The organism is Candidatus Litorirhabdus singularis (assembly GCF_026262625.1).
Classification (GTDB): domain Bacteria; phylum Pseudomonadota; class Gammaproteobacteria; order Pseudomonadales; family Halieaceae; genus Litorirhabdus; species Litorirhabdus singularis.
In genome coordinates, this window is sequence record NZ_SHNN01000001.1 from 433,014 (window position 1) to 458,792 (window position 25,779).

A 25,779-nucleotide genomic window follows, 5' to 3' on the forward strand; every position below is an offset into this window, starting at 1 on the left:
TCCTCTGATGACTTGCCACCAAAGTGCAGCGTAAACGTGCCGCTGCCGGCATTATTGATCGTCAACTGTTGAATCTCATCGCTTTGCTGACCGTCCTGCAAGCCATCAACTGACGGTGCACGTGCCAAACTATTTCCCGCCGCAGGCGCGGTCAGTGTCACATTGTCGGTGTTTCCAGCTGGACGATTAAACTCAATTCTGAACAAATTGGGAGCAATCTGATTAACCGCACTGGTGAAGCCCGCAGGCAATTTTGCATCGAGCGCAGCCTGGATATTAAGCGCCGTCTGATCGAGGCTGGCCGGATCAATGCTTATAGCACCTGTGGCTCCACCAGGCAGGCTTGTTTGTAAGGTGAAAGTGCCCGAAGCGGCTGTACCGAGATTCAGGTCCCAAGCGGGATTGTTAGCTGCATCTCCAACCTGCGCCTGCTCCAGGACCGGCGCATCATAGGCCAGAGATACCGGAGTGATAGTCATTTTCTCTAGATTGGTTTTGCCGGGCTGCAAAAATTCCACTTCGAACGTGCTGGCACCTGTAACTGACACTCTCACGTCTGTAAAAAACTCACCCGATGACCCGATTAGTTTTCCTTTCAATGCACTCTTGATGAAACCTGCCGTAGCCGAATCGGTTGCCCCAACGGTTATTGGAGGAGTTGTTGTGAAATCCAACCCATTTTCAGGATCCGACATTGTCAAAGAAAATTCACCGCCTGGCTTGGCGCCGGCAAGATAAATCTGCTGAATCTCGTTAAAACTACCTGAGCGCGTTACCGTCGCCGTATCCGACCCGGCATCGAAATCCACACCGATATCACCAAAGCCGGTAACGTAGCCACCAGGCCCCTTTTTCGGCTCGGTGATACCAGCAGTACCGTTGCCTGCTACTAAGCTTCCTTTGCTCAATACATAATGCATCGGCTGATCGACGGCCGTAAAATCCAGGGTATCTGTGCCGCCGCCCTTGAATTCATTAATGACGTCCTGACCCCAGCCGTTGTTGAAGATGTAGGTATCATCCCCAGCACCACCGGTTAAGCGGTCATTGTCGGCTCCAGCAATCAAAACATCATTGCCACCACCACCATCCAACGTGTCCATACCACCGCCACCCATCAGGATGTCGTCATCGGCGCCGCCCTCCAGCACATCGACATTTGTGCCACCCTGTAAAGTGTCGTTGCCCGAGCCGCCGACCAGCTTATCGGTGCCGTCTCCGCCGGCCAGAAAATCATTGCCCGCACCCCCACTCAATACATCGCCAGTGGTATTGCCGATCAACAAATCCTTGCCTGAGCCACCTTGAAGAGCACCGGCTTTCTGTGGATCTGTGGTGCCGACGAAGAGCAGGTCGTTGGTTGCACCACCGGTGGCCGTGGTAGCAGCCACTGCGGTGGAAACAGAAATGACGCTAGTGATTTTATCAATACCACCAACGGCATTAGCTGATTTACCTTTTGTTTTCTCTACCAGGTCTTTACTGACTGCAACACCCTCAAGCTGTGTCGCATCGACTGTCATGATAGGAATATCCCCCGGGGCGCTGAACTCAATCTCCCAGCTGGTGTTATCTACTTTGCTCGTAACAGCGAAAAGACCCGCGCCTGTAAATGCGTCCAATGCGGCCTGTATATTCTTGGTAGTGTTTGCCGGTTCGTCTGCGTCAAAAACAACCTCTCCCGTTTTCGCAGCACCAAGTCCCAGCACAAAACTACCACTGACTGCACCTGTAAGATCGAGCGTTTGCACTTCCTTTTCCGCGAGCGTAGTAACAGCCGGGCCTGCAGCTGCAATTTGATCTGCTGCGGCTTTAAGATTCAGGCCGGTCGCGCTCATCAGCTCCTGATCTACTGCGACCGACTGCGCCCCGCTATAGCTCGAATAGTCCAGCACTACCCGTTTGTCCGCTGCCACACCTACCGCAGAAGTGATGGCGCCCTGCAAGGCCTCGTCACTCAAAATCTTGTATGTATTATTGCCTTTGCCGCCGACGATATTGAAAATGCCAGTTGCAACAAGTTTGTAACTAATGGTTTTTTCTGCATCGACCGGGTCAGGAACAGTCGCATTAACCGTCACGGATCCGTTGGCACCCAGCTCAAACACAAGGTCGTGGGTCACGTTAGAGAAGTTCAGCTCGCCCGACTTAGGCACAACACTCTGAACTGGTGGGTTATTTGGCGGTAGTGGATTTAACCCTGAATCATCGACGACAAAGCTGTTACCCGCCAGACCCTGCCCCCAGTTGTCGTGGAAAAAATATTGATTGTCTCCCGAACTACCTTTGATCTTTTCCAGAAACTGGGCATCAACCAATTTGTTGCTATTTGGATTCGTCGTATCGACAACCTGCACACCATTCTTACCTTCAACAGCACCCTCTCCTGAAGGATAAACATCTACCCGCAGGTCCCTGGATACATTTGAAAAATCCAGCTCATCGCTGCCTGCATTTTGCTGGCCGGCAGCTATTGCCTTAGAATCATCAGCATTGTCGATGACCGCATCGTTGCCCCAGTCGTTGCTCTTGAATACGTAAAGGTCATTGCCCTGACCACCTATCAGAGTTTGGGTATTCGCTCCAGCAAGAATGACATCATCACCTGCTCCGGTATTGACTTCCATTGGGCTCTGGTCAGTCACTATAACTTCCTGCCTCCCCCCTGCAGAGGTAATAGCAACAACGTCGTCGGCACTAAAACCCATCAATTTGCCGATGTATTGAATGCTGCCGCCTTGTGCATCGTAAATTGCTTCGATCTCACCTGATGCATCTTTTTTGTAGTCGAGCGTTAGTTTGCCTTCAAAACCGTCGCCCTTTTTCAAGACTTTAATTAAAGCGTTCTCGCCTATAACTAAATCAATATTGTTCTGGTCAAGGCTCTTGCCAACGGTTAGTGACCCCATCTGGCCATTGCTCAATAATGTGATCGCTAAAGAGCCATTTTGATCTAGCCAGTCAAATGGATTGGCGCCTTTTAGCCCACCTCCATATCCTGTGGTTCGTTTATTGATTGCTAACTGCAGATCGCTAACAGATGAAACATCGACAGAAGCTACCTCCTCCTCCAATAGCAGCTGCACTTTTTTGGCGTTGTTACCTAGCTTCAGGGTTAACTCCTCCGCCTTTACGCTGAAGACATAAGTCGAACTAGCGCCTACCGCGACACCGGTAACACCATTTATTTCCTGCAACAGTATTTTTGATTTCTCTATATCTGTGGCGTGTTTAGACACGGTTAGCTGAATATGCTTGTTAGCCAAACCGGTCACATCGAAGATAGAGATAGCCCCGTTCACTTCAAATTCACCGGCCGCAGTAGGAACGGTCGTAATAACCCCGTTACTGGCCGCCAATAAACCTTGGTAACGCGGCTCATTGGCAGCAAACGCAAGGTCTTCTGAGGTCATGAAATCAAGCGTTTCGGTGACAAAACCCGACTCAGTTTCCAGCACCCAGTCACCACCAATAAAGCGGTTGCCAGTAGCATCGTTAGAGGCGGCGATATCGGCCTCAGTGACGCCCGCCAGACGGTCAACAAAGCTGATCCCGACTTCGCCCTCGGCCACATTACAACCGTAAATAAGAATATCGCCGTCACTCTTGAGCGCACGGCCCCAGCTTTCCAGCTGCTGGCGATAACGGTCCAGGCTGCTATTGGTAACACTGGCTGTACCGAGACGGACTAACCCCGCGGCGCCGTGAGAGAGCACGTGCAGCGCTGAAATATCTTCATAGGCAGCCAATACATCAGTCAGTTGATTGACACCATCGGCCTCACCATTCAACAGGATGACAGTAACCCGCTCGGCACCGGTGCGCGCGGTTAATGCTTCCGGCAAATCGGCGACAGCAAACTCATCACTTACATCGGTTTCAGCATCTGCAGCCGCAACCGGCGCACCTAGCCAATCGGCAATCAATACCTCGCCATCGGCGGTAGCCTGAGTACGGAACTCCAGCTCTTCGGCGGCATCACCCATGAAGGTGGCCAGCAATTCTTTGTAATCATCAACCGAACGATCCACGACCAGCACCTGATGCCCGTTCAGTTGCTGTACCAGATGGATAGCGGCCAGATTATCGCTGGCAACGGCTGCGACTTCTTCTTCTGTCGCTACTTCATCGGTTTCCCCGTCAGTGGCAACTTCTGCGGACTCTGGCGCCGCTGCGGCCTCAAGTTCAGCGTCAGTTAATGCCGCGGGTTGCTCTGCGTCAGCTTCAGAATCAGCTTCCGGGTTAACGTCTACCAGACCCAGCGGGTCAGACTCGTGCTGGCGCACCAGCTCCAGGCCCTGGGCATTAGCCGCATCGGCCAGCCCCGCATCCACTAGTTGCTCCACCACCAGCTCTTCATTCAGCAGTTCTGCGCTCAGCGCCAGCGGCGCGGCATCGGCCGACAGCAGGTAGCGGTTTTCGAGCTGCTCAACCAGGTAGGTGTTGCGACGCCGCGCGCCGGTAGCACGTTGGTTCCACATGTACTGCCGTAGTGAGCGCATTTTGGCGTAGCGCGATTGCAGCATCCGATAGAGAGTTCTGGGCATCATTCTTCCTCGCTGGTCGACGCAACTGACGCGTCCAACCAAGTTAATCTCCGGCAAGCCATCAGAGGGCTAGCCGGTTTACACGTTCCTGCGTATTGCACTAATTTTCGCACGACCAAACCGACAACTGCTCAGAGAGCAGCGGGCTCGGCGGCAGGGACTTGCAACCAGCTGTTGACCAGGGCCAGGTCATCCGGCTGCAGGTCACCAACGGCGAACTTCAACTTCAGGGTATTGAGCACGTAGTCGTAGCGCGCCTTGGTCAAGGCTTGACGGACCTGCGACAAATCATTCTGGGCGTCGAGGACATTGAGCAGACTATTTCTGCCAGTGCGATAACCGGACTCACGGGCTTGCAGCAAGCGCTCCTGAGCTTTAACCGACTGCTCTAAGGCCCCTATCTGCACGATAGCGGTGTGAATGCGGTTGTACGCATCCTGGGTCTCGCGTTCGACCATACGGCGCTTGTCATTCAGGGTTTCCAGCACGCTGTAACGCTTTTGCGATGCCTGGCGCACCTGGGAGGAGGTCAAACCACCTGAATACAATGGCAAGTTCATGCGCACGGCCACATCGGCGGTCTCTATCTCGCTGCCGCCACCGTACACAGAACCGTCGGTGTCGGTGTTCAAAGCGTTAACCACCAGCTCAAAGGTCGGGTAATGGCCGCCCTTCAGCACTTTGATTTCTTGCTGAGCCACATCCAGCTCCAGCATCATCGACTGAATCTCAAGGCTGCGCTCGTTTGCCATGGTGATCCACTCGGCACTACTGTCCGGCTGCGGCTTTTCCAACGGCACATCAGTACGCAACACCAACAATTGCTGCGGGATAACACCCACCACTTCGCGCAAGGCATACTGGCTGTCTGCCAGCCGGCTCTCTAACTCAAATTCCTTGGCCACCGCATTCAGTGAACGCGCCCGCGCGTCTTCCACATCCACCCGCTTGCCAAGGCCGCTCTTGAGTTTGCCCTCGGCGAGCTTGAGGTGACGATTCATAGCGGTTTTTTCGGCCTGCACGGTCAGCAGCTGGTCACCGCGCTCCAGCACCAAAAAGTAGTTTTCCGCCAGCCGCAGCATAAGCTCCTGACGGGCCAGGCCAAACTCAACCTCCGCCTTGTCGACGCTGACCTTGGACTGCGAGTAGCGCTTCCAGCGTGAATAATCAAACACCGACTGGGTTATCTTGAAGCCGTTGGTCGTGGTGGCGTAATCGGAGGCGCCGCGATCAAACACCTCGTTGTCAGAGCTGATAATGTCCTGGTCGGTGTTTTTGTACTCGTACTCGTAGGAGAGGTTGGGCAGCAACTGCGACCGGCTTTGCTTGATCGCCTCTTTGTTGGCTTCGTAGTTGTACTTCGCTGACAAAAACTTGCCGTCGGTGGTTTCGGCAACGCTCCATAATGTTAGTAAGTCCTCACTCCATGAGGGCTGGGACAGCAGGGTTAATGCCGCTACCCCCCCAGCGAATGCTCGTTTGGAAAAAGCTTTTCTTACCGAACTGATCACAAACATAAACTAGCTTCCATTCGTTTATTGATTACCCGTAAAAGATAGGCCACAGCCATCGTTTAGGCAAACAAAATCGTCCTCAGGAGGCACTGGTTCTCACTTTATTCACGATGGACTTGCAGGAAGTAAGTGTCTTGGTGTCATCAGGCTGAAAAACAGGTTAATGCAGGCGTACGAGGCTACTGCAGGCCGCGCCAAACGGAAATCAGCGCTGCACTGGAATAGGGGCTCAGCTGCGAGATAACAGGGTGCTTTAACTCCTTGGGGACCCTATGCCCGCAGGTGGGCTGGCACAATCATTTAGTATGATCTAAATATTCAACCGCAGCTGACAGTAGTAGCCTGCAGAATCCCTGCTTTTAGCGCGGCTGCGCCATCAGTTGCTGCATAATTTCGCGCTGATACGTAAAGCGCCAGGAATACTCCGCAAAGTCACTCACCGGCAAATAAAACGCGGTGCGAACTTCCAGTCGCGGGGGCGGGTCAATGCTCCCCGAATCGACATCATGTGCACAACGATAAAGATGAAAACCAGTATCAAAAACGGTCAACAGTTCCCTTGGCTGCAGGCTCAGGCCGGTTTCTTCCCAGGTTTCGCGGAAGGCGGTGCAACGCGGGGTTTCATCGTTGAGGCTGGATCCGCCGGGCACGCTAACGTGACCATTCATACCCTGTACCAGTAACAAACCCGCCGCTGTCGCAGCGAAACAACCGGCGCTGGGCGCCGGCTCAGCTTGCTCGGCCAGCTCAACAACAGGGCAGGGTGGCGCTTCCACCGCACAGGCTGAGAAGCCTGCGCCAGACAACAACAAGCATACCCTCAGCAGTGCCGCTCCGCAGCGCCCTGGAACTTGCTCCTGCCTATATTTGCTCATTGCCAAATGCCAAAAACCGGTCTCGTTAGTGCAGTGGAAAGCGCACTGGGCAAGGCCGGACAAAACCAAAGTATTAGTTATTACACAGAATCTGCATCTTCATCTTGGCCACTTCAACCTGCTCCGCAGTAGTCGCATTGATCAACTCCTGCTTGGCCATATCGCACTCCTGAGCCTCCTCTTGGAATTCAGGCTCCAGCTCTGCTACCGCCTGTGCCGCTTTCGGCTCGCACATGCTGGGATCACCGCGCCGCACATTGGCGCCATTACCCGTTTCTTCAACGGTAACGCAATCACCCACCTTGATCTGAGTCTGGTCCGTGACCACCGTAATAGCGCTGCCCTCACCCGTACGGATCACATACTGCATACCACTACGATCACCTTGGGCACTACTCGACACAGCACCGCCAGCAGTGGCACCTAACAGGGCCCCACCAGCTTGCTTGGCGCTTGATTTGTTCCGGGTTGCTGCCCACCCCAGGGCACCGCCCACCAGAGCACCTTTGCGCGCCTCAGACTGAAGCTCCACCCTCTGGGCCTGCTCTACCACACCGACGGTGATTTTTGCACTTTGACCACTTTTCTGGGCCACTGCTGCCGGCCCACTAACCAGGCTAATACCAATTGCGGCGAGAATAATAATGCGTTTCATACGGAAGTCCCCATTCGTTTTGATAAATACCGGAGCATCTTACGCCGCCAGCACTGGCTAGTATAGATTGCAGGAAAAAGGCGCTGCCGCAGAAAGCGTCAAAGGCGGCAGTTTCTGCGTAAAAATGCCACGGACACAACTCAGAGGGACTACTGCAGCGTTTTGAAAAATACTTTAGAGTTGCGCTGCAAGTTGTACAGCGACTGCCTGGCCGACGGCAGGGAGTCCGGCGTACTCTCCACAAAACCCTGCTCAAGAAACCAATGCGCGGTTTGCGTAGTCAAGACAAACACCCGCGCCAAACCCAGCCGGCGCGCTTCATTCTCCAGCGCCACCAACAGGCGCTGCCCACGTTCACCACCACGGTAGTCCGGGTGCGATACGATACAGGCTATCTCGCCACAGCCGTCCTCACTGAACGGGTATAGGGCCGCACAAGCAATAGTTCTGCCATCGCGCTCCAACAATCGAAACTGACCGATTTCTGATTCCAGCAACTCACGCGAGCGCTTAACCAGCACGCCCTCCTGTTCCAGCGGCTGAATCAATTCCAAAATCCCACCTACGTCATCAATGCTGGCGGTGCGTAACAGTTCGTACTCATCCTCGGCAATCAAGGTGCCACTGCCATCATGAGTAAAAAGCTCCTGCAATAACGCGCAATCGTCCTGATAGCTGACGATCTGGCAACGCTTTACGCCACCCAGACAGGCGCGTCTCGCAGCATCCAGCAGCGCAGCTTGATCGGCATCAGGAATGGACAGTTCACTGGCCGCACCCACAGAACACTGGCGCACCAGCTCACCGTCAGCGTCCAGCAAGCCTTCGGCAGCACCAAACAACACCAGCTTGTCAGCGCCAATTGCAGCCGCACAGTGCATGGCAACATCTTCCAGTGCCAAACTGAAAATTTCACCGGTGGGCGAGTAGCCCAGCGGCGACTGCAGCACAATCGAACCATCTTGCAACTGTTGCTGGATACCGGTGCTGTCAATACGCCGCACCTCACCGGTGTGGTGAAAATCGATGCCGTCGCGAACCCCAATGGGCTTAGCGGTCACAAAATTTCCTGAACACACGCGCATGCGTGAGCCCTGCATAGGAGAGTTAGGCAGTCCCATAGACAATAGAGCTTCTATCTGCGACCGCAACGATCCGGCAGCATCTTTAACATGCTCAAGCGCCGCGCTATCGGTAATCCGCAGCCCGTTGTGAAAGCTACTGGACAATCCCGCCTGCTGCAGACGCTCATCAATTTGCGGCCGCGCGCCATGCACTACCACCAGACGCACACCGAGGCTGTTCAATAGCGCCAGATCATGAATGATATTGGGAAAGTTTTCATGACGCGCAGCATCGCCTCCCAGCATCAGCACAAAGGTTTTACCCCGGTGTGCATTGATGTAGGGTGCGGTGTTCCTTAGCCAGCGTATGTAGTCACGCCCGGGAGTGGTCACAATCGGATCCAAGTCATTGAAAAATTTGAAGTTGTTAAGGGTACCTAAAGCCAGCAGATTTGCCTAATGGCAATAATGCACAGCACTGCCCCACACCCCCACTAAGTTAGACCCGTGCTCAGTCGGGCAATGCATACGCCACCAGGCTGTCGCCTAATCGCGTGCCCGCAGTACCATGCCCACCGGCGGCGATCACGATAAATTGACGCTGCCGACCCTGGGCATCGGTTACCGCATAGCTCATAGGTGTGGCCTGCCCACCCGCCGGCAAGCGCGCTTTCCACAACTCGGCACCGCTGCGGATATCGAAGGCGCGAATATAGTCATCCATCGCAGCGCCAATAAACACCAGACCGGACTGGGTCAGCAACGGCCCGCCGAGGTTGGGCACACCCAGCTTCCACGGCACCGGCGCCGGTACCAAGTCCCGCACGGTTCCCAACGGCACATCCCAAAGAATCTCTCCCGCGTCCAGGTCAATGGCTACCAATTTGCCCCAGGGAGGCGGGCTACAGGGCAGGCCCAGTGGCGATACCAGCATCTTGCGCCACATACCGTAAGGGGTGCCGCTCTGCGCGCTAATTTCCCCCGCGTTGTCCCGGCGCACCTCGGCAAATTTAGCACGTTTGATGAGTCGCACCACCCAGGCCACATCCATAACATTGGCAATAGCAATACGCCGCTGCGGGTCAATGCCAATGCCACCCCAGTTAGAGCCGCCTGCATTACCGGGATACATTAAGGTCCAGGCTTCCGTGGGCGGGGTATACATGCCCTCAAAACGCAATGACTCCAGCTCCCGACGACACCAACCGCGATCCCACGGGGTCAGACCCCAGGCATCGGCGGGCTGCAGCGAGATCGGTACCAGCGGTGGCGGCTTGAGCGGAAAGGGCTGGGTTGGGGACAACGTGTCGCCGGCAATGTTCACCTGCGGCACTGGTTTCTCGACAACCGGGAACAGCGGCTCGCCGGTTTCTCTGTGCAGCACAAAAAGAAATCCCATCTTGGTCGCCTGCACCAGTGCCGGCACCGACTCGCCAGCACGTTGCAGTTCAACCAGCGCCGGCTGCGCCGGAGTGTCAAAATCCCAATGATCGTTGTGCACCATCTGGTAATTCCAAACCACCTCACCGGTACTGCCGCGCAGCGCAACTACCGAGCTACCGTAATAGTCCAGCGCCAGTGCCGCTGGACGGTAATAATCTGGCGAGGGATTGCCGGTTGGCACAAACACCAGATCACGACTGGCATCGACACTGATAGGCGCCCACACATTGGGCGTCCCTTTCACATATCCGTGCTCGGTCATCTGCGCCGGAGCCGGATGGTAATTGGGCGGAGCCAGGTCCCAGCTCCACAGCAACTCACCGCTGCGAGCATTAAAGGCTCGCACCACGCCGGAAGGGGCATTAATACGTGCATTGTCACCAACCGCGCCGCCGACGATCACGGCGTCACCAATCACCGCAGGCGGCGAGGTATGCGAGTATTCGCCGTACCAGTTGACGTCACCAACGCCGTCAGCCAGATCCACCTCGCCGTCAACGCCGAAACCTCTGCAGCGTTGGCCGGTCTCTGCGTCCAGCGCAATCAAACGCGAATCCAGAGTAGCCATAAAAAGGCGGGCATCACAAAAACCGGGCTCTGCCTCCGCAGGCGCCTCCCACCAGGCCAGACCGCGACATACCAGCTGATTCGCAAAATCACCACTGGTGTCGAGTTGCGGGTCATACTTCCAGCGCTCCTGCCCACTAACCGGATTTAGGGCAATTACGCGGTTAAACGGAGTGCACAGGAACAGGGTCCCGTTCATCAGCAGCGGTGTGTTTTGGAATGCGCTGGTGGCGGGCATATCTCCCTTGCCATCAGAGACATCGCCGGTGCGGTACTCCCAGGCGCGAACCAAACTGCCAACATTGTCGACGTTAATGTCGTTTAGTGCAGCGTAATGTTGAGCCTTGGCACCGCCGTAATCGGGCCAGGTGGTGGTATTGTCTGCGCTAGCGCTGAGCTTTTTTAAGTAGCTTGGCGGCGTGTCACCGCAGCTGCTTAACAAGAACAACGCCGGTAACAGAACACAAATGAATAGTCGTGGAGCTGGTGTGCGCATCATCCCGTACTCTGACAAAGCCTGACTCATTATCAGCCTCCACAGTAAGTCTGACCAGCCCCCTGACGCCACACCGCAGCTCCGTCACAACGGTGGCATTGGCGGTAGCGGGCGGCATCTGCTAACTTCAATGGTATGCCGTATGGCGGCGACCAGCATGAGGAAGACGATTTGCCCTTTACCCCAGCGATTATGGAAGAAATGAACCTGCTACTGCAGTTTGATAGCGCCTCTCTAGAGCGCGGCATCAAGGTTCACTCGGACGCACGACCCGAAGTCATAGAGGCTTGCCAAAGTCTGCACACGAAGGGTCTGGTCAGCAACGACGATGGCGGTTACCTGACTAACGCAGGAATCGAGGCCCAAACCCACGCGCAGGCACTCAGCGGAATGCTACGACCCGAAGCGGCCGCGGTCAGCGAACACTGAAGCATTGATGGCAGAATAAACCCGACCAGGACATCAAATTGCTGTGTAAGAGGAATACTGCCGTTTACTCAGTCGCCTCGGTAATCCGCTAACAAACCGGTACGGCATGCTACTTGTAATACCTCGCCTCAAATCTATAATCAGAGGTGGCTGATAAATGCAGTCCCATCTGGAGATAAACTATGTCCGTCGACACCCACTTACGTGAGTACCCCGCGGTAAAACGCGCTTATGGCAGCGTCGCCGCGTTTGACGATGCCCCGCAGTGGATCTACGAGCTGGACAACCCCTATCTACACGGTGCTTGCGCGCCCACCTTGAACGAGATGGAAGTGGAAAACCTGGAGATCACCGGGCAGCTGCCAGCGGATCTGCAAGGTGCCTATTTTCGCAACGGGCCCAACCCGGTGCACCAGCCAAAAAACCGCTTTCACCCTTTTGATGGCGATGGCATGGTCCATGGCGTCTATTTTCGTGATGGCAAAGTCAGTTACCGCAACCGCTATATCCAGACCGCGGCACTTAAGCAGGAACAAGCAGAGGACCGTTCCGTGTCGCCGGGCGTTATGGGGCCCTTCGACTACAGCGTGTCACCCTTTGGCATCAAGGACACGGCCAACACCGATATCCTCTGGTACGCCGGAGATCTTATGGCCCTGTGGTATAACGCCGGCCATCCGTATCGGCTCGACAGCCAAACTCTGGCCACCCAAGGCCATTTTCAGCTCGATGGCAGGGCTCAGCTGCGCCTTTCTGCCCATTCCAAAACCGACTGGCAAACTGGAGAATTGTTGTTCTTCGACTACGGCGACGAACCGCCTTATATGACCTATGGCGTGGCGTCGCCCGACGGTCGCCTGCTGCACGAGGTAGCTATCGACCTGCCCGGCCCGCGCCTGCCACACGATATTGGTTTTACCAGCAACTACACGGTGCTGCACGACCTGCCCTTTTTCCACGACATGGAGGTACTGCGCAAGCACAAATACCGCGTGCTGACTTTTCATAAAGACATACCCACTCGCTTCGGAATTATTCCGCGCTTTGGCAGCGGCGATCAGATACGGTGGTTTGAGTGCGAGCCCTGCTACATCCTCCACGTTAGCAACTGCTGGGAAGACGGCGACTGGATCGTAATGGATGGCTGCCGCTCTACCAATCCAATGCCCGGTGCGCAGGCGGCCGATGGCGAACTAGCCAGTATGCTGGCCTATATGCGTTTGGAAGCAAACGCCTATCGCTGGCGCTTTAACTTGCGCACCGGTGAGGTGCGCGAAGGCGACATCGATGATCTGAACACCGAGTTCAATAAGTCCAACCCAATATTTCAAGGGGTCAAAAGTCAGTACAGCTACCACCAGCGTATACCGCTATTGCATGAAGGCGGCCATACCCTGCGCTTTACGGCGCTAGTGAAATACAATAATGAGAATGGCAGTCGCCAGCAGTGGGATTATGGCCCCGGCGTATTTGGCAGTGAAGCTGTGTTTGCACCCAAGCCAGGGGCTGATCGCAACTCGGCTGAAGATGACGGCTATGTGGTCACTCTGGTTACCGACTCCAATAATTGGCAGTCAGATTGCCTGGTATTTGATGCTAGTGATATCGAGCAAGGTCCAATAGCCCGGGTGCGCCTCCCCCAGCGGGTGTCGCATGGGTTTCACGCCACCTGGGCGTCGGGAGAAGATCTATTCAATCACCGGGCAGACGCTGAAAGTTAAACGTCGCCCTCTTCCGCTTCACGCAGCCTTTCCTGGCGTTTTGCCTCCTCTTCCATAACTGACTTGATCTCTAGCATCAGCGTATCGACGTCGGCAGTCGTCTCGTCGGAGACAAAATCGCCGGTAAGCACAGTATCAGCAGTTAACTTACCGTCCTCATACAGACTCCAGAGCTCAGCCGCGTAGTTAGTCTTTAGCAGTTCAGGAGCATACTGACCGTAGTATTGGGTCATATTGTTAATATCACGCTCCAGCATAGACTCAGCGTGATTGTTAGCCGCCGCGTCGACTGCCTGCGGCAAGTCAATAATGACTGGCCCATAGGCATCAACCAGCACATTAAACTCTGACAAATCTCCGTGTACCACGCCTGCATCCAGCATCTTAACCACGTAGCCCATCATCACCGCATGATCTTCAAGCGCCTGTTCGCGGGTCAACGCCACATCATTCAGACGCGGCGCAACCTCACCGTGATCGTCAGTCACCAGCTCCATCAGCAAGACGCCGTCAAAGCAGCCGAACGGCTTGGGCACGCGCACGCCGGCTCGTTCAAGTCGATACAAGGCATCGACTTCGGCATTGTGCCAAGCCTCCTCCTGTTGCTTGCGACCAAACTTGGAGCGTTTTTCCATGGCCCGTTGGCGACGGCTATTGCGTACCTTACGACCTTCCTGATATTCGACCGCCTGTTTGAAGCTGCGCTGAGCGGCATCTTTGTAGACCTTGGCACACCGCACTTCATCGCCACAGCGCACCACATAAACCGTGGCCTCCTTGCCGCTCATAAGCTGGCGCAGAACTTCGTCAACTAACCCGTCTTCTACTAGTGGTCGAATTTTTGCGGGGGTTTTCATTTAAGTTGCCAGCCCCAAAAGCATTCCGCACGACTATCCTGAACAGAGTCAATTGCGGAATTTTGATTGTGACGGAGCATATCCATTTTCCTTAAGGGAGACGTCAGCAGTGTACACGGGAACGCGGCACAGAACAGCCAACGCACCACGCTGATGGGCTTCAGATTCAGGCGTTAACTGGCAATCTGTCAAAAATTTGTGATAAGAGACACACCCTTAAACAACTTAACAGCTCTTTACCAGTTGCTTTGCTAAAGTGGTCCCATCGCACTCTGTACCAGGAGACTCCAATGTCTTTTTTTCAAAACAACAAGAACCCGCTACGCTGGCTGACAGCAGCGGCGCTGCTGACGTTGCTACCTGCCTGCGGCAGCGGTGACTCGGGTGGTTTTTTTGGTGAGCCTGAGGATCCTCAAATTGCGGTAGTGTCGTCTCCAACTGAAGAGGACGGCATTGATATCACCAATGCAATTTTAGAGGCGACCAGTGGTGACTGCGCAGACTACGAGGAGCTTTATGTCGCCGAGGTTTTGGACCTCCAGACAGCCGTCAGCTTCAACGCCTTTTTAGAGTTGACCACGACCACCAATAACTGCAGATTTTCCTCTAACAATATCCCCAACCACTTTTTCAACGACGCATCCGCGGCGTTCGCTACCCAGGTCGCCGTCATTGCACGTGACCTGCAGATCACTCGCTTTCCCACGGCAGCTGTAGCCCCAACACCACTTAGCCAGCAAAGCTACGACGCTGTGATGCTCAATGGTGTGGTGCTGGATATCCTCTCTGCTGGTTGTTATAACCCCAGTGATGCGATGGCCGACCAAGACGGCAACACCCCTATAGGCTGCTCGATCAACGACCCCTGGCTGCTGGACCCAATGTCAGATTTGACCAATTTCGGCACCGATATGAATAACGCACATACGCAACCAGACGGCTCCTACCACTATCATGGCAACCCCAATGCGTTGTTTGACGACTCTCCAGGGCCCAATGGCTCACCTGTCATAGGCTTTGCCGCAGATGGGTTCCCCATATTTGGCTCCTACTTTTTTGACATCGACAGCGGCGCCGTCCGTAAAGCCATATCCGGTTATACACTGATACCCGGCGCCCGCCCCCAAACCGCCGCTGACCCCGGTGGGAACTATGACGGCACCTACATTGATGACTATGAGTTTACCGACAGTGGTGATCTCGACAGCTGCAACGGTATGACGGTAGATGGCCAATACGGGTACTACGTCACCGACACCTACCCCTGGGTGATCAACTGCTTTACGGGTACGCCAGACTCCTCATTCGCTAAGTAGCCCAACCTCCAATAGCAACCGACACTGGCCAAAGCTGCAGACTTGTTCTACCTTGGGCTATACCCCGAATAAGAAGGTTGCTGTTATGAAAGCTGTTGTCGTCGATGCTATTAACGAATTTTCCGTCCAGGAAGTCAGTCTGGATGCACCCAAGACGGGCGAAGTTATGGTCGCTATAAAAGCGACCGGTATCTGTCGCTCTGACCTGTCAGTCATCAACGGCACCATTCCCATGGAACTACCGGCAGTGATCGGCCATGAAGGCGCGGGCATCGTTCAGGAAGTGGGTCCCGGTGTAGAGAACGTAGAAGTCGGCGACCACGTGGTGCTGTCATTTATTCCCAACTGCGGAACCTGTTTCTACTGCGAGCACGAACAGGCCAATCTGTGTTCCGCCAAAGATAACGCCAACGGCTTTATGCTCGACGGTACCGCACGAGTGAAACGTGATGGGGAAGATCTGCGGGTGATGACACTATTGGGCTGCATGGCGGAGCGCTGCGTTGCACCCGCGATCAGCTGCGTCAAGATTGATAAAGATATACCACTGGCGGCGGCAGCGCTGATTGGCTGCGGCGTTATGACCGGAGTAGGCGCCGTATTGAACACGGCACAGGTGGAGGCAGGCTCGACCGTAGCGGTATTCGGTTGCGGCGGCATTGGCTTATCCATTATTCAGGGCGCGCGCATCGCCGGAGCCAAACAAGTTATCGCCGTAGATACCATGGACAGCAAGCTGGAAATGGCACCCGGATTTGGCGCCACTCATGTGGTCAAGGGTGAAGATGCCCAGGAATTCATTCTTGAGCATACCGAACAACGTGGCGCTGACTACTGCTTTGAAGCTGTTGGCATTGGCGCACTGATGCAACAGGCTGAGGCAGCTACTCGCCCGGGCGGCACTTGCACAGTGGTTGGCGTGGGCAACATGGAAGACCAATTTGTTCTCAATCCGTTTACCCTGCCTCTTTTTGGCAAGCGCGTATTGGGGTCAATGTACGGCGGCTGCAACCCCAAACGGGACTTCCCCCGCCTGCTCGATTTCTATCGCACCGGTAAGCTGGATCTGGACGGCATGATCACCAAAACCTATAGCATTGACGAGGCGCCGCAAGCCTTTGCCGACCTGCGCTCAGGCTTGAACGCGCGCGGCGTCATTGTCTACGACTAGCCAAAATCAAAGCCGCTGTAGCCGGCAGCGGCTACCTCGTCGCAATACTCAACATATTGGTTATAACCAACGCAGGGTGAAAAAACCTGCGGCTTACCTTCAATATTTGCACCTCGGTACCAGGAATTACAGCGTGTATAGAGGGTTGTCTCTGCCATAGCTGCCACGTATTCCATCCAGACTGTCTGCTGATCTGCCTGCGCCTCAACACATTCATGCTCATGCTCGCGCATATACTTCAGCAAATCGGTAATCCACTCTACGTTCTGCTCTATCGACTGCAGCATATTCGAAAGCACGGAAGGGCTGCCAGGACCTGTAATCATAAAGAGATTGGGAAATCCCGCGGTTTGCACTCCCAATAGGGTTGCCGGACCATACTGCCACACATCACTCAACCGCTGCCCGCTAGCGCCGCGAATATCGACGCGGTCCAGTGCCCCTGTCATGGCGTCGAATCCGGTCGCAAACACCAACGCGTCCAAGGGATACTCTGCATCGCTGGTGCGCAGTCCCTTTTCTGTTATCGACTCTATAGGCGCCGCATTGATATCCACCAGGGAGACATTGGGACGGTTGTAGGTCTCGTAATAACCGGTGTCTGCACACAAGCGCTTACACCCAATGATCGCATCCGGACACAATCTCTCAGCAACTTCCGGGTCGTGCACTAAGTCGCGAATTTTAGTGCGCACAAACTCCTGAGCTATCGCGTTCGCGCCAGTATCCAATTGCATATCACCAAAAGCTCGCGCAAAGAACAATCCCCCAATGCGCCAGTAATTCTCCAAATGCATCTGCTGTTCACTGGGACTGAGGCAGCTGGCAAAACCGGCGTTAGCGGGCATACGAGCGCCGAATATATAGCCGCTGTCACGACTGCGCTGCCGGAAGGCGGGGTAGTCGGCTTTAACCGCTTCGCGTAATTGTGGATCAAGTGGTTCGTTACGGGCTGGCACTGTATAGCTGGCAGAACGCTGAAACACTGTCAGCTGTTGCGCCTGCTCCGCGATCAGTGGAATCGACTGAATACCCGAGGAGCCGGTGCCTATGACTCCCACCCGCTGGCCGCTAAAATCCACCGGCTGATGTGGCCATTCACCAGTATAGAAAATCTCTCCAGCAAATGACTCCAGCCCTGGTACGTCGGGCTTAATGGGCACCGACAGGCAACCGGTGGCGAACACACAGAACTGGCTGTGATATTGCTGCCCTGCAGTGTCGGTCAGAGTCCAGTGCGGCTCCTCAGCGTCGTAATGCGCCGATGCAATACGGCAGTCAAACTGGATATCTCGTCGCAAGTCAAAACGGTCGGCCACATGATTGGCATATTTCAGGATTTCTGGTTGCGCAGCGTAGCGCTCTGTCCAGTCCCACTCCTGCACCAGCTCCGGAGAAAATTCGTAGGCGTATTCGACGCTTTCAACGTCACAGCGGGCTCCCGGGTAGCGATTCCAATACCAGGTACCCCCCACATCGTCACCAACCTCAAATACTCGCGCCGAGAAACCCGCCAAGCGCAGGCGATGCAGCATATACATGCCGGCGAAGCCCGCCCCAATGATCAGGACGTCAAACCGTTCAGCATCTCGGGACATCCTTGCCCTCCTTATGAACTACCTGCCACCGACGCAACAGCGGATGCATCCCGACAACACAGGCAATCCAACAGAGACAACCCGGTCACACGCATACTGCCAATCACATAGGTCAGGCCAATGGTGCCATCGAAGGCCACCAGCGCGTACTCCCAGGTCTCTGACAGACCATTGGGGACCGCATAGATGACAGCGCTAACGGCGGTCAGCCGCACCAGCCCCTGCCAGAATATGACTGGATAGCGAGCCTGTATATTCTTAGACGCCCACATCAGGCAGGCCGCCGCCATCATCAGGAACATACCCAACGTCATGAGAGCCACAAACTGCCCCGGTTGCGGATCAGCCAAGGCACCAGCCCAGGTAGCACCGCCCACAACAAAGTCCAATGCCCCGGTCCAAAATACGAATTTCTGCAACATGACGATTCGCTTTATAATTATTGTTGTGACCTAGACTAACTCCACGCTCCGTTTTACACCAGCGACATGTATACACTGGCCAAATGGTTTTCAGGCTTGCGAGCAGCACTGTTGTTAGCGCGAAATATCGCCTCAGGCGTATTCAGGCTGATTAGGTCAGTCGATTGGCTTGGCAAGGTCGGTAACCCGACGCAGCGCGAAACGAGTACCGAGCGGACCCAATAGCTCGAAGATAACGGTACTGGCAATGACTATCGGCAGTATCATGTCGTACTCTGGAAAAGTGTGCACCGCAACGATTGCCATGGCCATAGCCACCCCTGCCTGCGGCAGCATAGCTGGCCCCATCCACCTTACCGGAATCACCCGAGTCCAGGCCGGGATGCCCGCCAGCCAAGCGCCCAGTAGCCTTCCAGCAACGCGCAGCAGAATATAGGCCACCCCGGTCAGCCCAATTGTGGTCAAGTCAGAAAGCTCCAACAGTGCCCCGGACAATACGAAAAACAGAATAGCAAAAGGCCACTCAATGTCCTCCAAGGCGCGGAATGGCCGCCGGTGGTGCCGCGCCAGGTTGGCAACGGTAATACCCAGCGTGACACACGCCAACAGGTAGGAGACCTGAAGCCATTCAGCCAGGCCAACGCAGAGAAATACACCACCAAGCGCCTCCACCAGCAGTGGCTTGTCGCCATGAAGCCGTCCACTGGCATAGGCCATTGGCACGCCCAGGATAATTCCCAGCAGCAGCGCACCACCTAAATCCCACAGCCCCGCTTGCAAGGGCAAAAAACCACCGCCGTCGCCGCTTAACAAGTGCACCAGCACCACGCTAAGGCTAAAGACAATCAGCCCCCAGGCATCATCGATTGCAACTACCCCCTGCAGCAACTCACCGAAAGTGGATTCCGTCTCAAACTCTTCGACCACATCGTTGGTGGCGGCTGGATCAGTCGCCGTGGCAATAGCTGCGAACAACAGTGCCAGAGACAGATCAAGGCCCAATATGTAAAGCCCCAGTGCAACGATTGCATAGGTGACTAATACCTGCAGCAGAGAAACCCAGGCCACCAGCGCGCCAAGCCGCTTGATGCGCTGCCGTGTCAGGTGTCCGCCCAGCAAAAAGCCGATCATACCTAACGCCATAACGGCTACCAACGAATACCACTGCTCAAAATCCTCCGGCAGCCACTGCAAGCCAGAAGGGCCCACAGCAATACCAAACAAAATCAACAGCGTCACCCGCGGTAAACGCGTGCGTCGGCCGATCGATTCCAGCGCCAGGCTAGCCAGCAGTACGCCACCCAAAGGCAGCAAAATGGAAGTTTCAATAGCCATTTAGGCGAAGCAAACCTGACTCAAAATCTTAGTCTCACTGCGCTGCATGGCATCATCGTTTATGTTCCGGGCTGTGAAAATCAGTATGACAACCTGAATCCCAGGCCTCAGGCTGATTGCCATGGGCGGGAATACCTCCCGCATCCTTCAGCATTCTTGCCAGGTGCAGACAGTTCCAGACCAGAAAGGTCGTGTTGCGGTTGGTGAAGTCATTCTCTGGACCGCCAGAACCTGCGTCCATATAGGAAGGCCCGGGACCCGCCTCGCCCATCCACCCGGCATCCGCCTGTGGCGGCACGGTATAGCCGATGTGCGACAAGGAAAACAGAATATTCATCGCGCAATGCTTCACTCCGTCTTCGTTACCCGTAATCAGCGTTGCCCCAACCTTACCGTAGTCACGGTATTGGCCCTTGTCATTGAAATTGTGGGTGTAGCCGTACATGCGTTCCAGCACGCGGTTGCACACTGAGCTTTTTTCGCCCAGCCAGACCGAGGTACCGACTATTAATATGTCGCAGGCATCAATCTTAGCCTGAATAGCAGGCCATTCGTCACGGGTGTAGCCATCAATGCCGGTGTAATCCTGCGCCAGTCCGGCGGGAATTTCATGATCTACCGGGCGCAATATCTCAGTACGCACGCCATTGGCCTGAAAGATACCCTCGGCGACTTTAAGCAGACCTTCAGTATGGGACAGATTGGGTGAGCGCGTTAACGTGCAATTCAGCATCAGCGCGCTGAGGTCATCGTAGCGGGCAGGAGGATTTGTGCACTGCTGATCAGTGATTTTATTCAGCTGGTCGGTCATAGGGCAAACTCCGAGTGAGTATCATGCATCTGCAGCGCATGCGGATTTAGAGGAATACCTAACTAAGTATAGATGGCATGAGTGATCCATTGCGTACAAATTTTAACACTATGCGTTTGCCAGCAAAGGAGGACGCAGTGCGCCTCAATGTGAACGGCTTTCACAATGCCCAGTACTGCGGTGACTGGGCCGTGGATACCTCCGGCGCTGGCTACATCAGCTTTGTTGGAAGCAGGAAACCCGCAAGTTCACGCTGCACTGCCGCCGCCTGATCGTAATGCAACATATGTCCCGCGCCCGCAATCACCACCCGCTGTACATCGCTAAACAAGGCCTGCCGGCGCTGCCACTCCTGCTCGTACCAGTCTTCGTCATTAAAAACCTCAGGCGCCAGATTACGCCAGAATTCCAGGCCCAGCTCTCCGCCTACCAACAACACGGGGCAGCGCACCTGACTGGCAACCTGCTCGGTCTCCACTTCTGAATAGGTCTGGAAGATCAGATCAATGGCCGGGTCAAAACACCAACGCAGGCCTCCATCTTCATGCGGTTCAACCGCATTCTCGGCGATCAAGCGGGAAAATTCTGGATCAAGGTCCGGGTTATTGCGCTGAAACCGATCCACTGCCTGCGCTACATCTTTCAGCTGCCTGACCCGGCTGCGCGTATCCAACGCACTATCCACGGCACGCCGCAAGCTGGCAGCCAACTGTCGACCGCCCAACTCGCGCTGTGGCCGCGGCGGCCCCATGGCGTCCATTAGCACCAGGCGCATGATCTGCTGAGGATAAGCTGCCGCGTAACGAATGGCGATATGCCCACTCAAGCTGTGCGCAACCAACACCAGTTCCTGCAACTCCAGCGCGTTAATTACGGCTCGCAGATCTGCCACCATGGCAAAAATAGAATAGTTGCCAGGCTTCTCACTGCGACCATGACCACGCAGATCAAGGCCAAATATGTGGAAATCCTGCAATAGATTGGCCACAGCGGGCAACATACCCAGCGCATGATCATGGGTGCCATGTAACAACAACAGTGCTGGTTTGGCAGGATCGCCCATCTCTACCACCGACAACTCACAGTTTGCCCCTGCCAGTTGCCTCCGTTTAAACTCAATCATGTCAGTTCCTGCTACAAAATAATAAAGGCGCTTTTTTATGGCCATTGCTGGCTGCGCATAATAGCATCGGTGAGCACTACAATTCGGTTGCCGGCGTCTGCAATGCCAGCAACCCAGCCCCACGATCTGGAGTAAAGCATGACAGCATTTTCAGCCGCCCTGGTCCAATCACAGCCCGATGAAATCGCCTTGGCCGACGCTAACAGCCAATATTCATGGCGGGAGTTGGACGACACTGTGAACCGCCTGGTCAATGGGATTTTGGCGTTAGATCTGGGCCCAGAGCGCCGCATCGCCGTGTTCGCGGAGAATTCTGCAAGAGCAGCGCTGGCGCATATCGGTGGCTTGCTTGCAGGTGCATCAGTAGTGCCGATAAGCTTCCATCTTACCGCTGATGAAGTCGCGTATATTCTGGATGATGCCGGCGTTAGCGTGGTATTCGTTGACGAGGCGACCTGTGAGCGCGGTTTGCAGGCCGCAGCCGCATCCAAAGCTCATACCGTGATCGGCTGGAGCGGCGAGCAGGCCAAACCAGGCTATCTTGACTGGGACCGCTGGCTGGCTGGCAATGCCGCCACCGAGCCGCCCACAGACATGCCCCCGCTACCCAACTTACTGTATACCTCGGGCACCACCGGGCGCCCCAAAGGCACGCCACTGCCCCCCAATACATTTGCTGGAGGCAGCAACATCATCGAACACCTTGAACTTATGGCAGCCAATGCCTTTGTTCCTGAGGGTACTCAACTCATGGTCGGACCCATGTATCACACCGGCCCACTGGGGTCGGTACGAGCTCTGGTTTATGGCAGACCACTGGTTATACTGGGTCGGTTTGACGCCGAGGCTACCCTGCACGCCATCGACAAGTACCGGGTCCGATTTACCATCATGGTACCCACGCATTTTGTTCGCATGCTGGCATTACCGCAGGAGGTTCGTGACCGCTACGATCTGAGCTGCCTGGAGCGCATCGCACACACCGGGGCAAAATGTCCTGTGGATGTAAAAAGGGCGATGATCGAATGGGTAGGACCGGTCCTGTTCGAAGCCTATGGCGCGAGCGAGGTAGGCGTCACAAACTCCATTACCTCTGAGGAGTGGCTGCTACACCCAGGCTCGGTAGGCATGGCCGTGGAACCCTTCGAAGCGCTAATTCTGGACGACGATGACCAGCCGTTACCCGCCAATCAGGAGGGACGCCTGTACTTTCGCGATCACAGCGGCCGCGGCGTGGTGTACCACAACGCACCCGAAAAAACCGCGGCAGCACATATCGCGCCCGGCGTGTTTACGCTGGGAGAGATCGGCTATGTGGATAACGATGGCTACGTGTACATCACCGATCGTTTCAGCGACATGGTGGTGTCGGGCGGGGTCAACATTTACCCGGCCGAATCGGAGCAGATACTGGTCAATCACCCGGCAGTCTCTGACGTTGCCTGCATCGGCATACCCAATCCGGAAATGGGCGAAGAACTGCGCGCGCTGGTCATACTGCACAATCCAGACGTCGAACCAGACACGACAGAACTACTGGATTATTGCCGAGAGCGATTGTCCCACTACAAATGCCCACGGACTTTAGAGTACGTGAGTGACTTGGGACGTAATACCATGGGCAAGATCAACAAACGGCAACTGAAAGCTGCCTATTGGGCTTGAATCACATTAAAATCGCTAAGGGACGAGTCTTCAGCGGGTGTAGTTCAATGGTAGAACTGGAGCTTCCCAAGCTTCCGATACGGGTTCGATCCCCGTCACCCGCTCCAACTTAGCAGCCCTGCTTTCGACTCCAATACGGTTATCGCTAGTCCAATACAGGCGCCCTGCACCAGCATCAGCTGCAGCGCTATTCAACCAAACATCAGCAAAATGCGCGATCGCGAACCTATCGAAAATGCTGACCTACTCTCTGGTTTGCCCATAGCTCTCCCAATAGGTTACCTGCTGTGGCGGTTTTCTGCTGGCACGTCGCAAGGTAGCTTGCTTGAGATAGCCCACCGGTAACATCACCATTTGCATCACCCCGTTGGGTATATCCAATATCTCCGCTACCTCAGCCTGGCGACTGGCCAACAGTGACGTCCAGGTGGCACCGATGCCTCGCGCCCGCAGCGCCAACATCAAGGACCAGGCCGCGGGCAGCACCGAACCGAACAAACCGACCTGACCCGCTAACTCGCTTGCTGGCGCAGCACCGCTGTAACAGACAAACACCAGCGCAGGCATTTCATGCAAACGGTCCATCAGGGACTGCTGAGTGGGTTTCACCTGCAGTGAAAGCTCGCTCTGTAATGTGCCCATCACATCTCGATAAACCTCAGCGATACGCTGCTTACTATGCGCCTCTGTCACCACAATAAAGCGCCAACTCTCACCACCCAGACCTAGAGGAGCCTGTGTCGCGATGTCAATACAGTCCAGCAAAACTCTGGGTTCTATAGGACGCTCAAAGTCCAGTTTGCGACGCACTGAGCGGGCACTGCTAAGTACCCGGTCGACACTCTCAAGGTCCAACCAACTGTCATCACTATCATCACGTTTCGAATATTCGGGCATAGCAGTCTCCGGCCACTGGGGACCCATTAATTGGGGCGCAAAGTTCAGAATTCAGGGTTGATAGCCTGAGTACCAGGACGATGGGCATTCCGTCTGGCACTACGCCGTTCACCACTTCCCGCTCCGCCTTTGTCGGATCAACATAATCGCACCAGTGCTCTGCTCCACGCTTATGGTAGCTCGAGACGAGCAGGTCCAGTGAATCACGGATAAAGCGTGTGACACGGATATCCTCAAACCTATCGAGATCAAGTCAGTGGCCGCTGAGTAAAGTTATTCGATACTGACTACATTCGCGCCTCTGACACAGGCCCAAGAATACTCCGCTGCGGGCTTGGCTGTCACCCTGCGCTTCAGCATGCTGGCAGCTATGCAGCGCGCTCGGGGCAAGTTTCCACGCAGGGCGATAAGCGAAGAAGTTCTGTTAGACTGCCTGCATGCGCACAGGTCAAGTCAGTCAAACAGCACTCAAGGTCGCTGCCACCATGGTTACCCTGGCACAGCAGCCGCGCTGGCATCGCAAGCTGCCCGCGGATCTGCCGGAGCTTAGCGAAAGGCTGATATTGGCGGCCGGAGAACCCCTCTATTCTCCAACCCTGATGCGTATCACCAAGCGTCGCTGGGCTGTCAATTTTTCAAAGCTGGCAGAGTTTGCTCAGCCGGGCATCTTTTACGGACTCGGCGCACGCAAAATATTCATGAATGAGAAAGTGCTGGCAGCGCTGGCTGCAGGAGCAACTCAGGTGCTGGTGATTGGAGCCGGCTTTGACACGCTGTGTCTGCGTCTGGCGCAACATCACCCCGAGATTAACTTCTTTGAAATCGACCACCCTGATACCGCTAGAGCCAAGCGACGCGGTGTCGAGCGCGAAGGCTGCCCATGCAACCTGCAATTGATCAGTGCCGATCTGGCAACAGTTTCTCTGGACCAAGTACTGAGTGAAACCCAACAATGGAACTCGCAGGCCACCACAGCAGCTGTTGCCGAGGGTCTTCTTTATTATCTGCCGGCAACCGCGGTGCGAGAACTTTTTAAGCATTTACACGGCACCACCGGAGCCGACAGTCAGGTGGCATTCTCTCATATCGTTCGTTTTAACCACCTCCGACTGGCACGGGTTGCGCTGGATATCGCTGGGGAACCGTGGCTTTCTGCAGCCAGCGTAACTGAGCTACCCAGGTATCTGGGGCCAGGCTGGAAAGTTATCGCCACGGACGCCGGCCGAGGTCGTGATTTGGAGGGATTTGCGGTGGTACAGAAAGCCTGAATCGT

At 55.1% G+C, this 25,779-nt stretch carries 19 protein-coding genes and 1 tRNA gene (1 of these 20 cut by a window edge); 7 read left to right on the forward strand and 13 right to left on the reverse strand.

The annotated features are described in order from the left end of the window. The 6 genes from EYC98_RS01905 to EYC98_RS01930 form a co-directional block, all read right to left on the reverse strand. Window positions 1-4,550, reverse strand: partial view of a DUF4347 domain-containing protein gene (locus EYC98_RS01905; RefSeq protein ID WP_279243610.1) — the beginning only. 24,487 nt of this gene lie to the left of the window's left edge; only the first 4,550 of its 29,037 coding nucleotides appear in the window; its start codon is at window positions 4,548-4,550; its stop codon lies off the left edge, out of view. 128 nt (window positions 4,551-4,678) lie between these two features. Continuing rightward, entirely contained in the window at window positions 4,679-6,064 is a 1,386-nt protein-coding gene (locus tag EYC98_RS01910; RefSeq protein ID WP_279243611.1) for a TolC family outer membrane protein, read from the reverse strand. Between the two features lie 356 nt (window positions 6,065-6,420). Next, complete coding sequence (locus tag EYC98_RS01915; protein WP_279243612.1) at window positions 6,421-6,936, reverse strand: NUDIX hydrolase; 516 nt, start codon at window positions 6,934-6,936, stop codon at window positions 6,421-6,423. 73 nt (window positions 6,937-7,009) lie between these two features. Continuing rightward, on the reverse strand, window positions 7,010-7,591 hold the full coding sequence (locus EYC98_RS01920; RefSeq protein WP_279243613.1) for a hypothetical protein: 582 nt from the start codon (window positions 7,589-7,591) through the stop codon (window positions 7,010-7,012). Window positions 7,592-7,740: 149 nt separating this feature from the next. Further along, window positions 7,741-9,048 (reverse strand): amino-acid N-acetyltransferase, encoded by a 1,308-nt coding sequence (gene argA / locus EYC98_RS01925; RefSeq protein ID WP_279243614.1) that lies wholly within the window; start codon window positions 9,046-9,048, stop codon window positions 7,741-7,743. A 118-nt stretch (window positions 9,049-9,166) separates the two neighbouring features. Further along, window positions 9,167-11,191, reverse strand: a complete 2,025-nt coding sequence (locus tag EYC98_RS01930) for a pyrroloquinoline quinone-dependent dehydrogenase (protein ID WP_279243615.1) — start codon at window positions 11,189-11,191, stop codon at window positions 9,167-9,169. A 141-nt stretch (window positions 11,192-11,332) separates the two neighbouring features. Between EYC98_RS01930 and EYC98_RS01935 the strand changes: the two genes are divergently transcribed. Both EYC98_RS01935 and EYC98_RS01940 read left to right on the forward strand, forming a co-directional pair. Then, on the forward strand, window positions 11,333-11,590 hold the full coding sequence (locus EYC98_RS01935) for a TIGR02647 family protein (RefSeq protein WP_279243616.1): 258 nt from the start codon (window positions 11,333-11,335) through the stop codon (window positions 11,588-11,590). Window positions 11,591-11,772: 182 nt separating this feature from the next. Then, window positions 11,773-13,311, forward strand: coding sequence for a carotenoid oxygenase family protein (locus tag EYC98_RS01940; RefSeq protein WP_279243617.1), 1,539 nt, complete (start codon window positions 11,773-11,775; stop codon window positions 13,309-13,311). Here EYC98_RS01940 and EYC98_RS01945 read toward each other — a convergent pair. Continuing rightward, window positions 13,308-14,168 carry a PA4780 family RIO1-like protein kinase gene (locus tag EYC98_RS01945; RefSeq protein WP_279243618.1) on the reverse strand — a complete coding sequence of 287 codons (861 nt, stop codon included), beginning with the start codon at window positions 14,166-14,168 and terminating at the stop codon, window positions 13,308-13,310. The genes EYC98_RS01940 and EYC98_RS01945 overlap by 4 nt on opposite strands. Before the next feature lie 290 nt (window positions 14,169-14,458). On the opposite strand from EYC98_RS01945, the gene EYC98_RS01950 reads away from it, so the two are divergent. Together EYC98_RS01950 and EYC98_RS01955 are read left to right on the forward strand one after the other, a co-directional pair. Further along, window positions 14,459-15,484, forward strand: a complete 1,026-nt coding sequence (locus EYC98_RS01950) for a YHYH protein (RefSeq protein ID WP_279243619.1) — start codon at window positions 14,459-14,461, stop codon at window positions 15,482-15,484. 85 nt (window positions 15,485-15,569) lie between these two features. Then, a complete protein-coding gene (locus tag EYC98_RS01955; RefSeq protein WP_279243620.1) occupies window positions 15,570-16,655 on the forward strand; it encodes a Zn-dependent alcohol dehydrogenase in 1,086 nt (361 codons plus the stop codon). On the opposite strand, the gene EYC98_RS01960 is transcribed toward EYC98_RS01955, so the two are convergent. From EYC98_RS01960 to EYC98_RS01980, 5 genes are all read right to left on the reverse strand, one after another. Further along, a complete protein-coding gene (locus EYC98_RS01960; protein WP_279243621.1) occupies window positions 16,652-18,253 on the reverse strand; it encodes a flavin-containing monooxygenase in 1,602 nt (533 codons plus the stop codon). The two genes, EYC98_RS01955 and EYC98_RS01960, sit on opposite strands and share 4 nt — an antisense overlap. Before the next feature lie 11 nt (window positions 18,254-18,264). Then, complete coding sequence (locus EYC98_RS01965; protein WP_279243622.1) at window positions 18,265-18,675, reverse strand: hypothetical protein; 411 nt, start codon at window positions 18,673-18,675, stop codon at window positions 18,265-18,267. Window positions 18,676-18,831: 156 nt separating this feature from the next. Next, on the reverse strand, window positions 18,832-20,010 hold the full coding sequence (locus tag EYC98_RS01970; protein WP_279243623.1) for a cation:proton antiporter: 1,179 nt from the start codon (window positions 20,008-20,010) through the stop codon (window positions 18,832-18,834). A 52-nt stretch (window positions 20,011-20,062) separates the two neighbouring features. Continuing rightward, window positions 20,063-20,821: a flavodoxin family protein gene (locus EYC98_RS01975; RefSeq protein ID WP_279243624.1), complete on the reverse strand. Its 759-nt coding sequence runs from the start codon at window positions 20,819-20,821 to the stop codon at window positions 20,063-20,065. Between the two features lie 211 nt (window positions 20,822-21,032). Further along, entirely contained in the window at window positions 21,033-21,944 is a 912-nt protein-coding gene (locus EYC98_RS01980) for an alpha/beta fold hydrolase (protein WP_279243625.1), read from the reverse strand. A gap of 138 nt (window positions 21,945-22,082) precedes the next feature. Here EYC98_RS01980 and EYC98_RS01985 point away from each other — a divergent pair, with 138 nt between their 5' ends. Next, complete coding sequence (locus EYC98_RS01985; protein WP_279243626.1) at window positions 22,083-23,609, forward strand: AMP-binding protein; 1,527 nt, start codon at window positions 22,083-22,085, stop codon at window positions 23,607-23,609. 33 nt (window positions 23,610-23,642) lie between these two features. Next, window positions 23,643-23,716 (forward strand) — tRNA-Gly (locus EYC98_RS01990). Between the two features lie 136 nt (window positions 23,717-23,852). Here the strand turns inward: EYC98_RS01990 and EYC98_RS01995 are convergent. Further along, the gene (locus tag EYC98_RS01995) at window positions 23,853-24,506 is read right to left on the reverse strand and encodes a nitroreductase family protein (RefSeq protein WP_279243627.1); all 654 of its coding nucleotides are present in this window, start codon (window positions 24,504-24,506) and stop codon (window positions 23,853-23,855) included. Window positions 24,507-24,943: 437 nt separating this feature from the next. On the opposite strand from EYC98_RS01995, the gene EYC98_RS02000 reads away from it, so the two are divergent. After that, a complete protein-coding gene (locus tag EYC98_RS02000; protein WP_279243628.1) occupies window positions 24,944-25,774 on the forward strand; it encodes a class I SAM-dependent methyltransferase in 831 nt (276 codons plus the stop codon). Window positions 25,775-25,779: the final 5 nt, after the last annotated feature.

What these genes read in the sequence shown, in the direction of transcription:
- EYC98_RS01910 (WP_279243611.1), bottom strand. Translation starts at nt 6,064, where the DNA reads ATGTTTGTGATCAGTTCGGTAAGAAAAGCTTTTTCCAAACGAGCATTC.
- EYC98_RS01915 (WP_279243612.1), bottom strand. Translation starts at nt 6,936, where the DNA reads ATGAGCAAATATAGGCAGGAGCAAGTTCCAGGGCGCTGCGGAGCGGCA.
- EYC98_RS01920 (WP_279243613.1), bottom strand. Translation starts at nt 7,591, where the DNA reads ATGAAACGCATTATTATTCTCGCCGCAATTGGTATTAGCCTGGTTAGT.
- EYC98_RS01930 (WP_279243615.1), bottom strand. Translation starts at nt 11,191, where the DNA reads ATGAGTCAGGCTTTGTCAGAGTACGGGATGATGCGCACACCAGCTCCA.
- EYC98_RS01940 (WP_279243617.1), top strand. Translation starts at nt 11,773, where the DNA reads ATGTCCGTCGACACCCACTTACGTGAGTACCCCGCGGTAAAACGCGCT.
- EYC98_RS01945 (WP_279243618.1), bottom strand. Translation starts at nt 14,168, where the DNA reads ATGAAAACCCCCGCAAAAATTCGACCACTAGTAGAAGACGGGTTAGTT.
- EYC98_RS01950 (WP_279243619.1), top strand. Translation starts at nt 14,459, where the DNA reads ATGTCTTTTTTTCAAAACAACAAGAACCCGCTACGCTGGCTGACAGCA.
- EYC98_RS01955 (WP_279243620.1), top strand. Translation starts at nt 15,570, where the DNA reads ATGAAAGCTGTTGTCGTCGATGCTATTAACGAATTTTCCGTCCAGGAA.
- EYC98_RS01960 (WP_279243621.1), bottom strand. Translation starts at nt 18,253, where the DNA reads ATGTCCCGAGATGCTGAACGGTTTGACGTCCTGATCATTGGGGCGGGC.
- EYC98_RS01965 (WP_279243622.1), bottom strand. Translation starts at nt 18,675, where the DNA reads ATGTTGCAGAAATTCGTATTTTGGACCGGGGCATTGGACTTTGTTGTG.
- EYC98_RS01970 (WP_279243623.1), bottom strand. Translation starts at nt 20,010, where the DNA reads ATGGCTATTGAAACTTCCATTTTGCTGCCTTTGGGTGGCGTACTGCTG.
- EYC98_RS01975 (WP_279243624.1), bottom strand. Translation starts at nt 20,821, where the DNA reads ATGACCGACCAGCTGAATAAAATCACTGATCAGCAGTGCACAAATCCT.
- EYC98_RS01980 (WP_279243625.1), bottom strand. Translation starts at nt 21,944, where the DNA reads ATGATTGAGTTTAAACGGAGGCAACTGGCAGGGGCAAACTGTGAGTTG.
- EYC98_RS01985 (WP_279243626.1), top strand. Translation starts at nt 22,083, where the DNA reads ATGACAGCATTTTCAGCCGCCCTGGTCCAATCACAGCCCGATGAAATC.
- EYC98_RS01995 (WP_279243627.1), bottom strand. Translation starts at nt 24,506, where the DNA reads ATGCCCGAATATTCGAAACGTGATGATAGTGATGACAGTTGGTTGGAC.
- EYC98_RS02000 (WP_279243628.1), top strand. Translation starts at nt 24,944, where the DNA reads ATGCGCACAGGTCAAGTCAGTCAAACAGCACTCAAGGTCGCTGCCACC.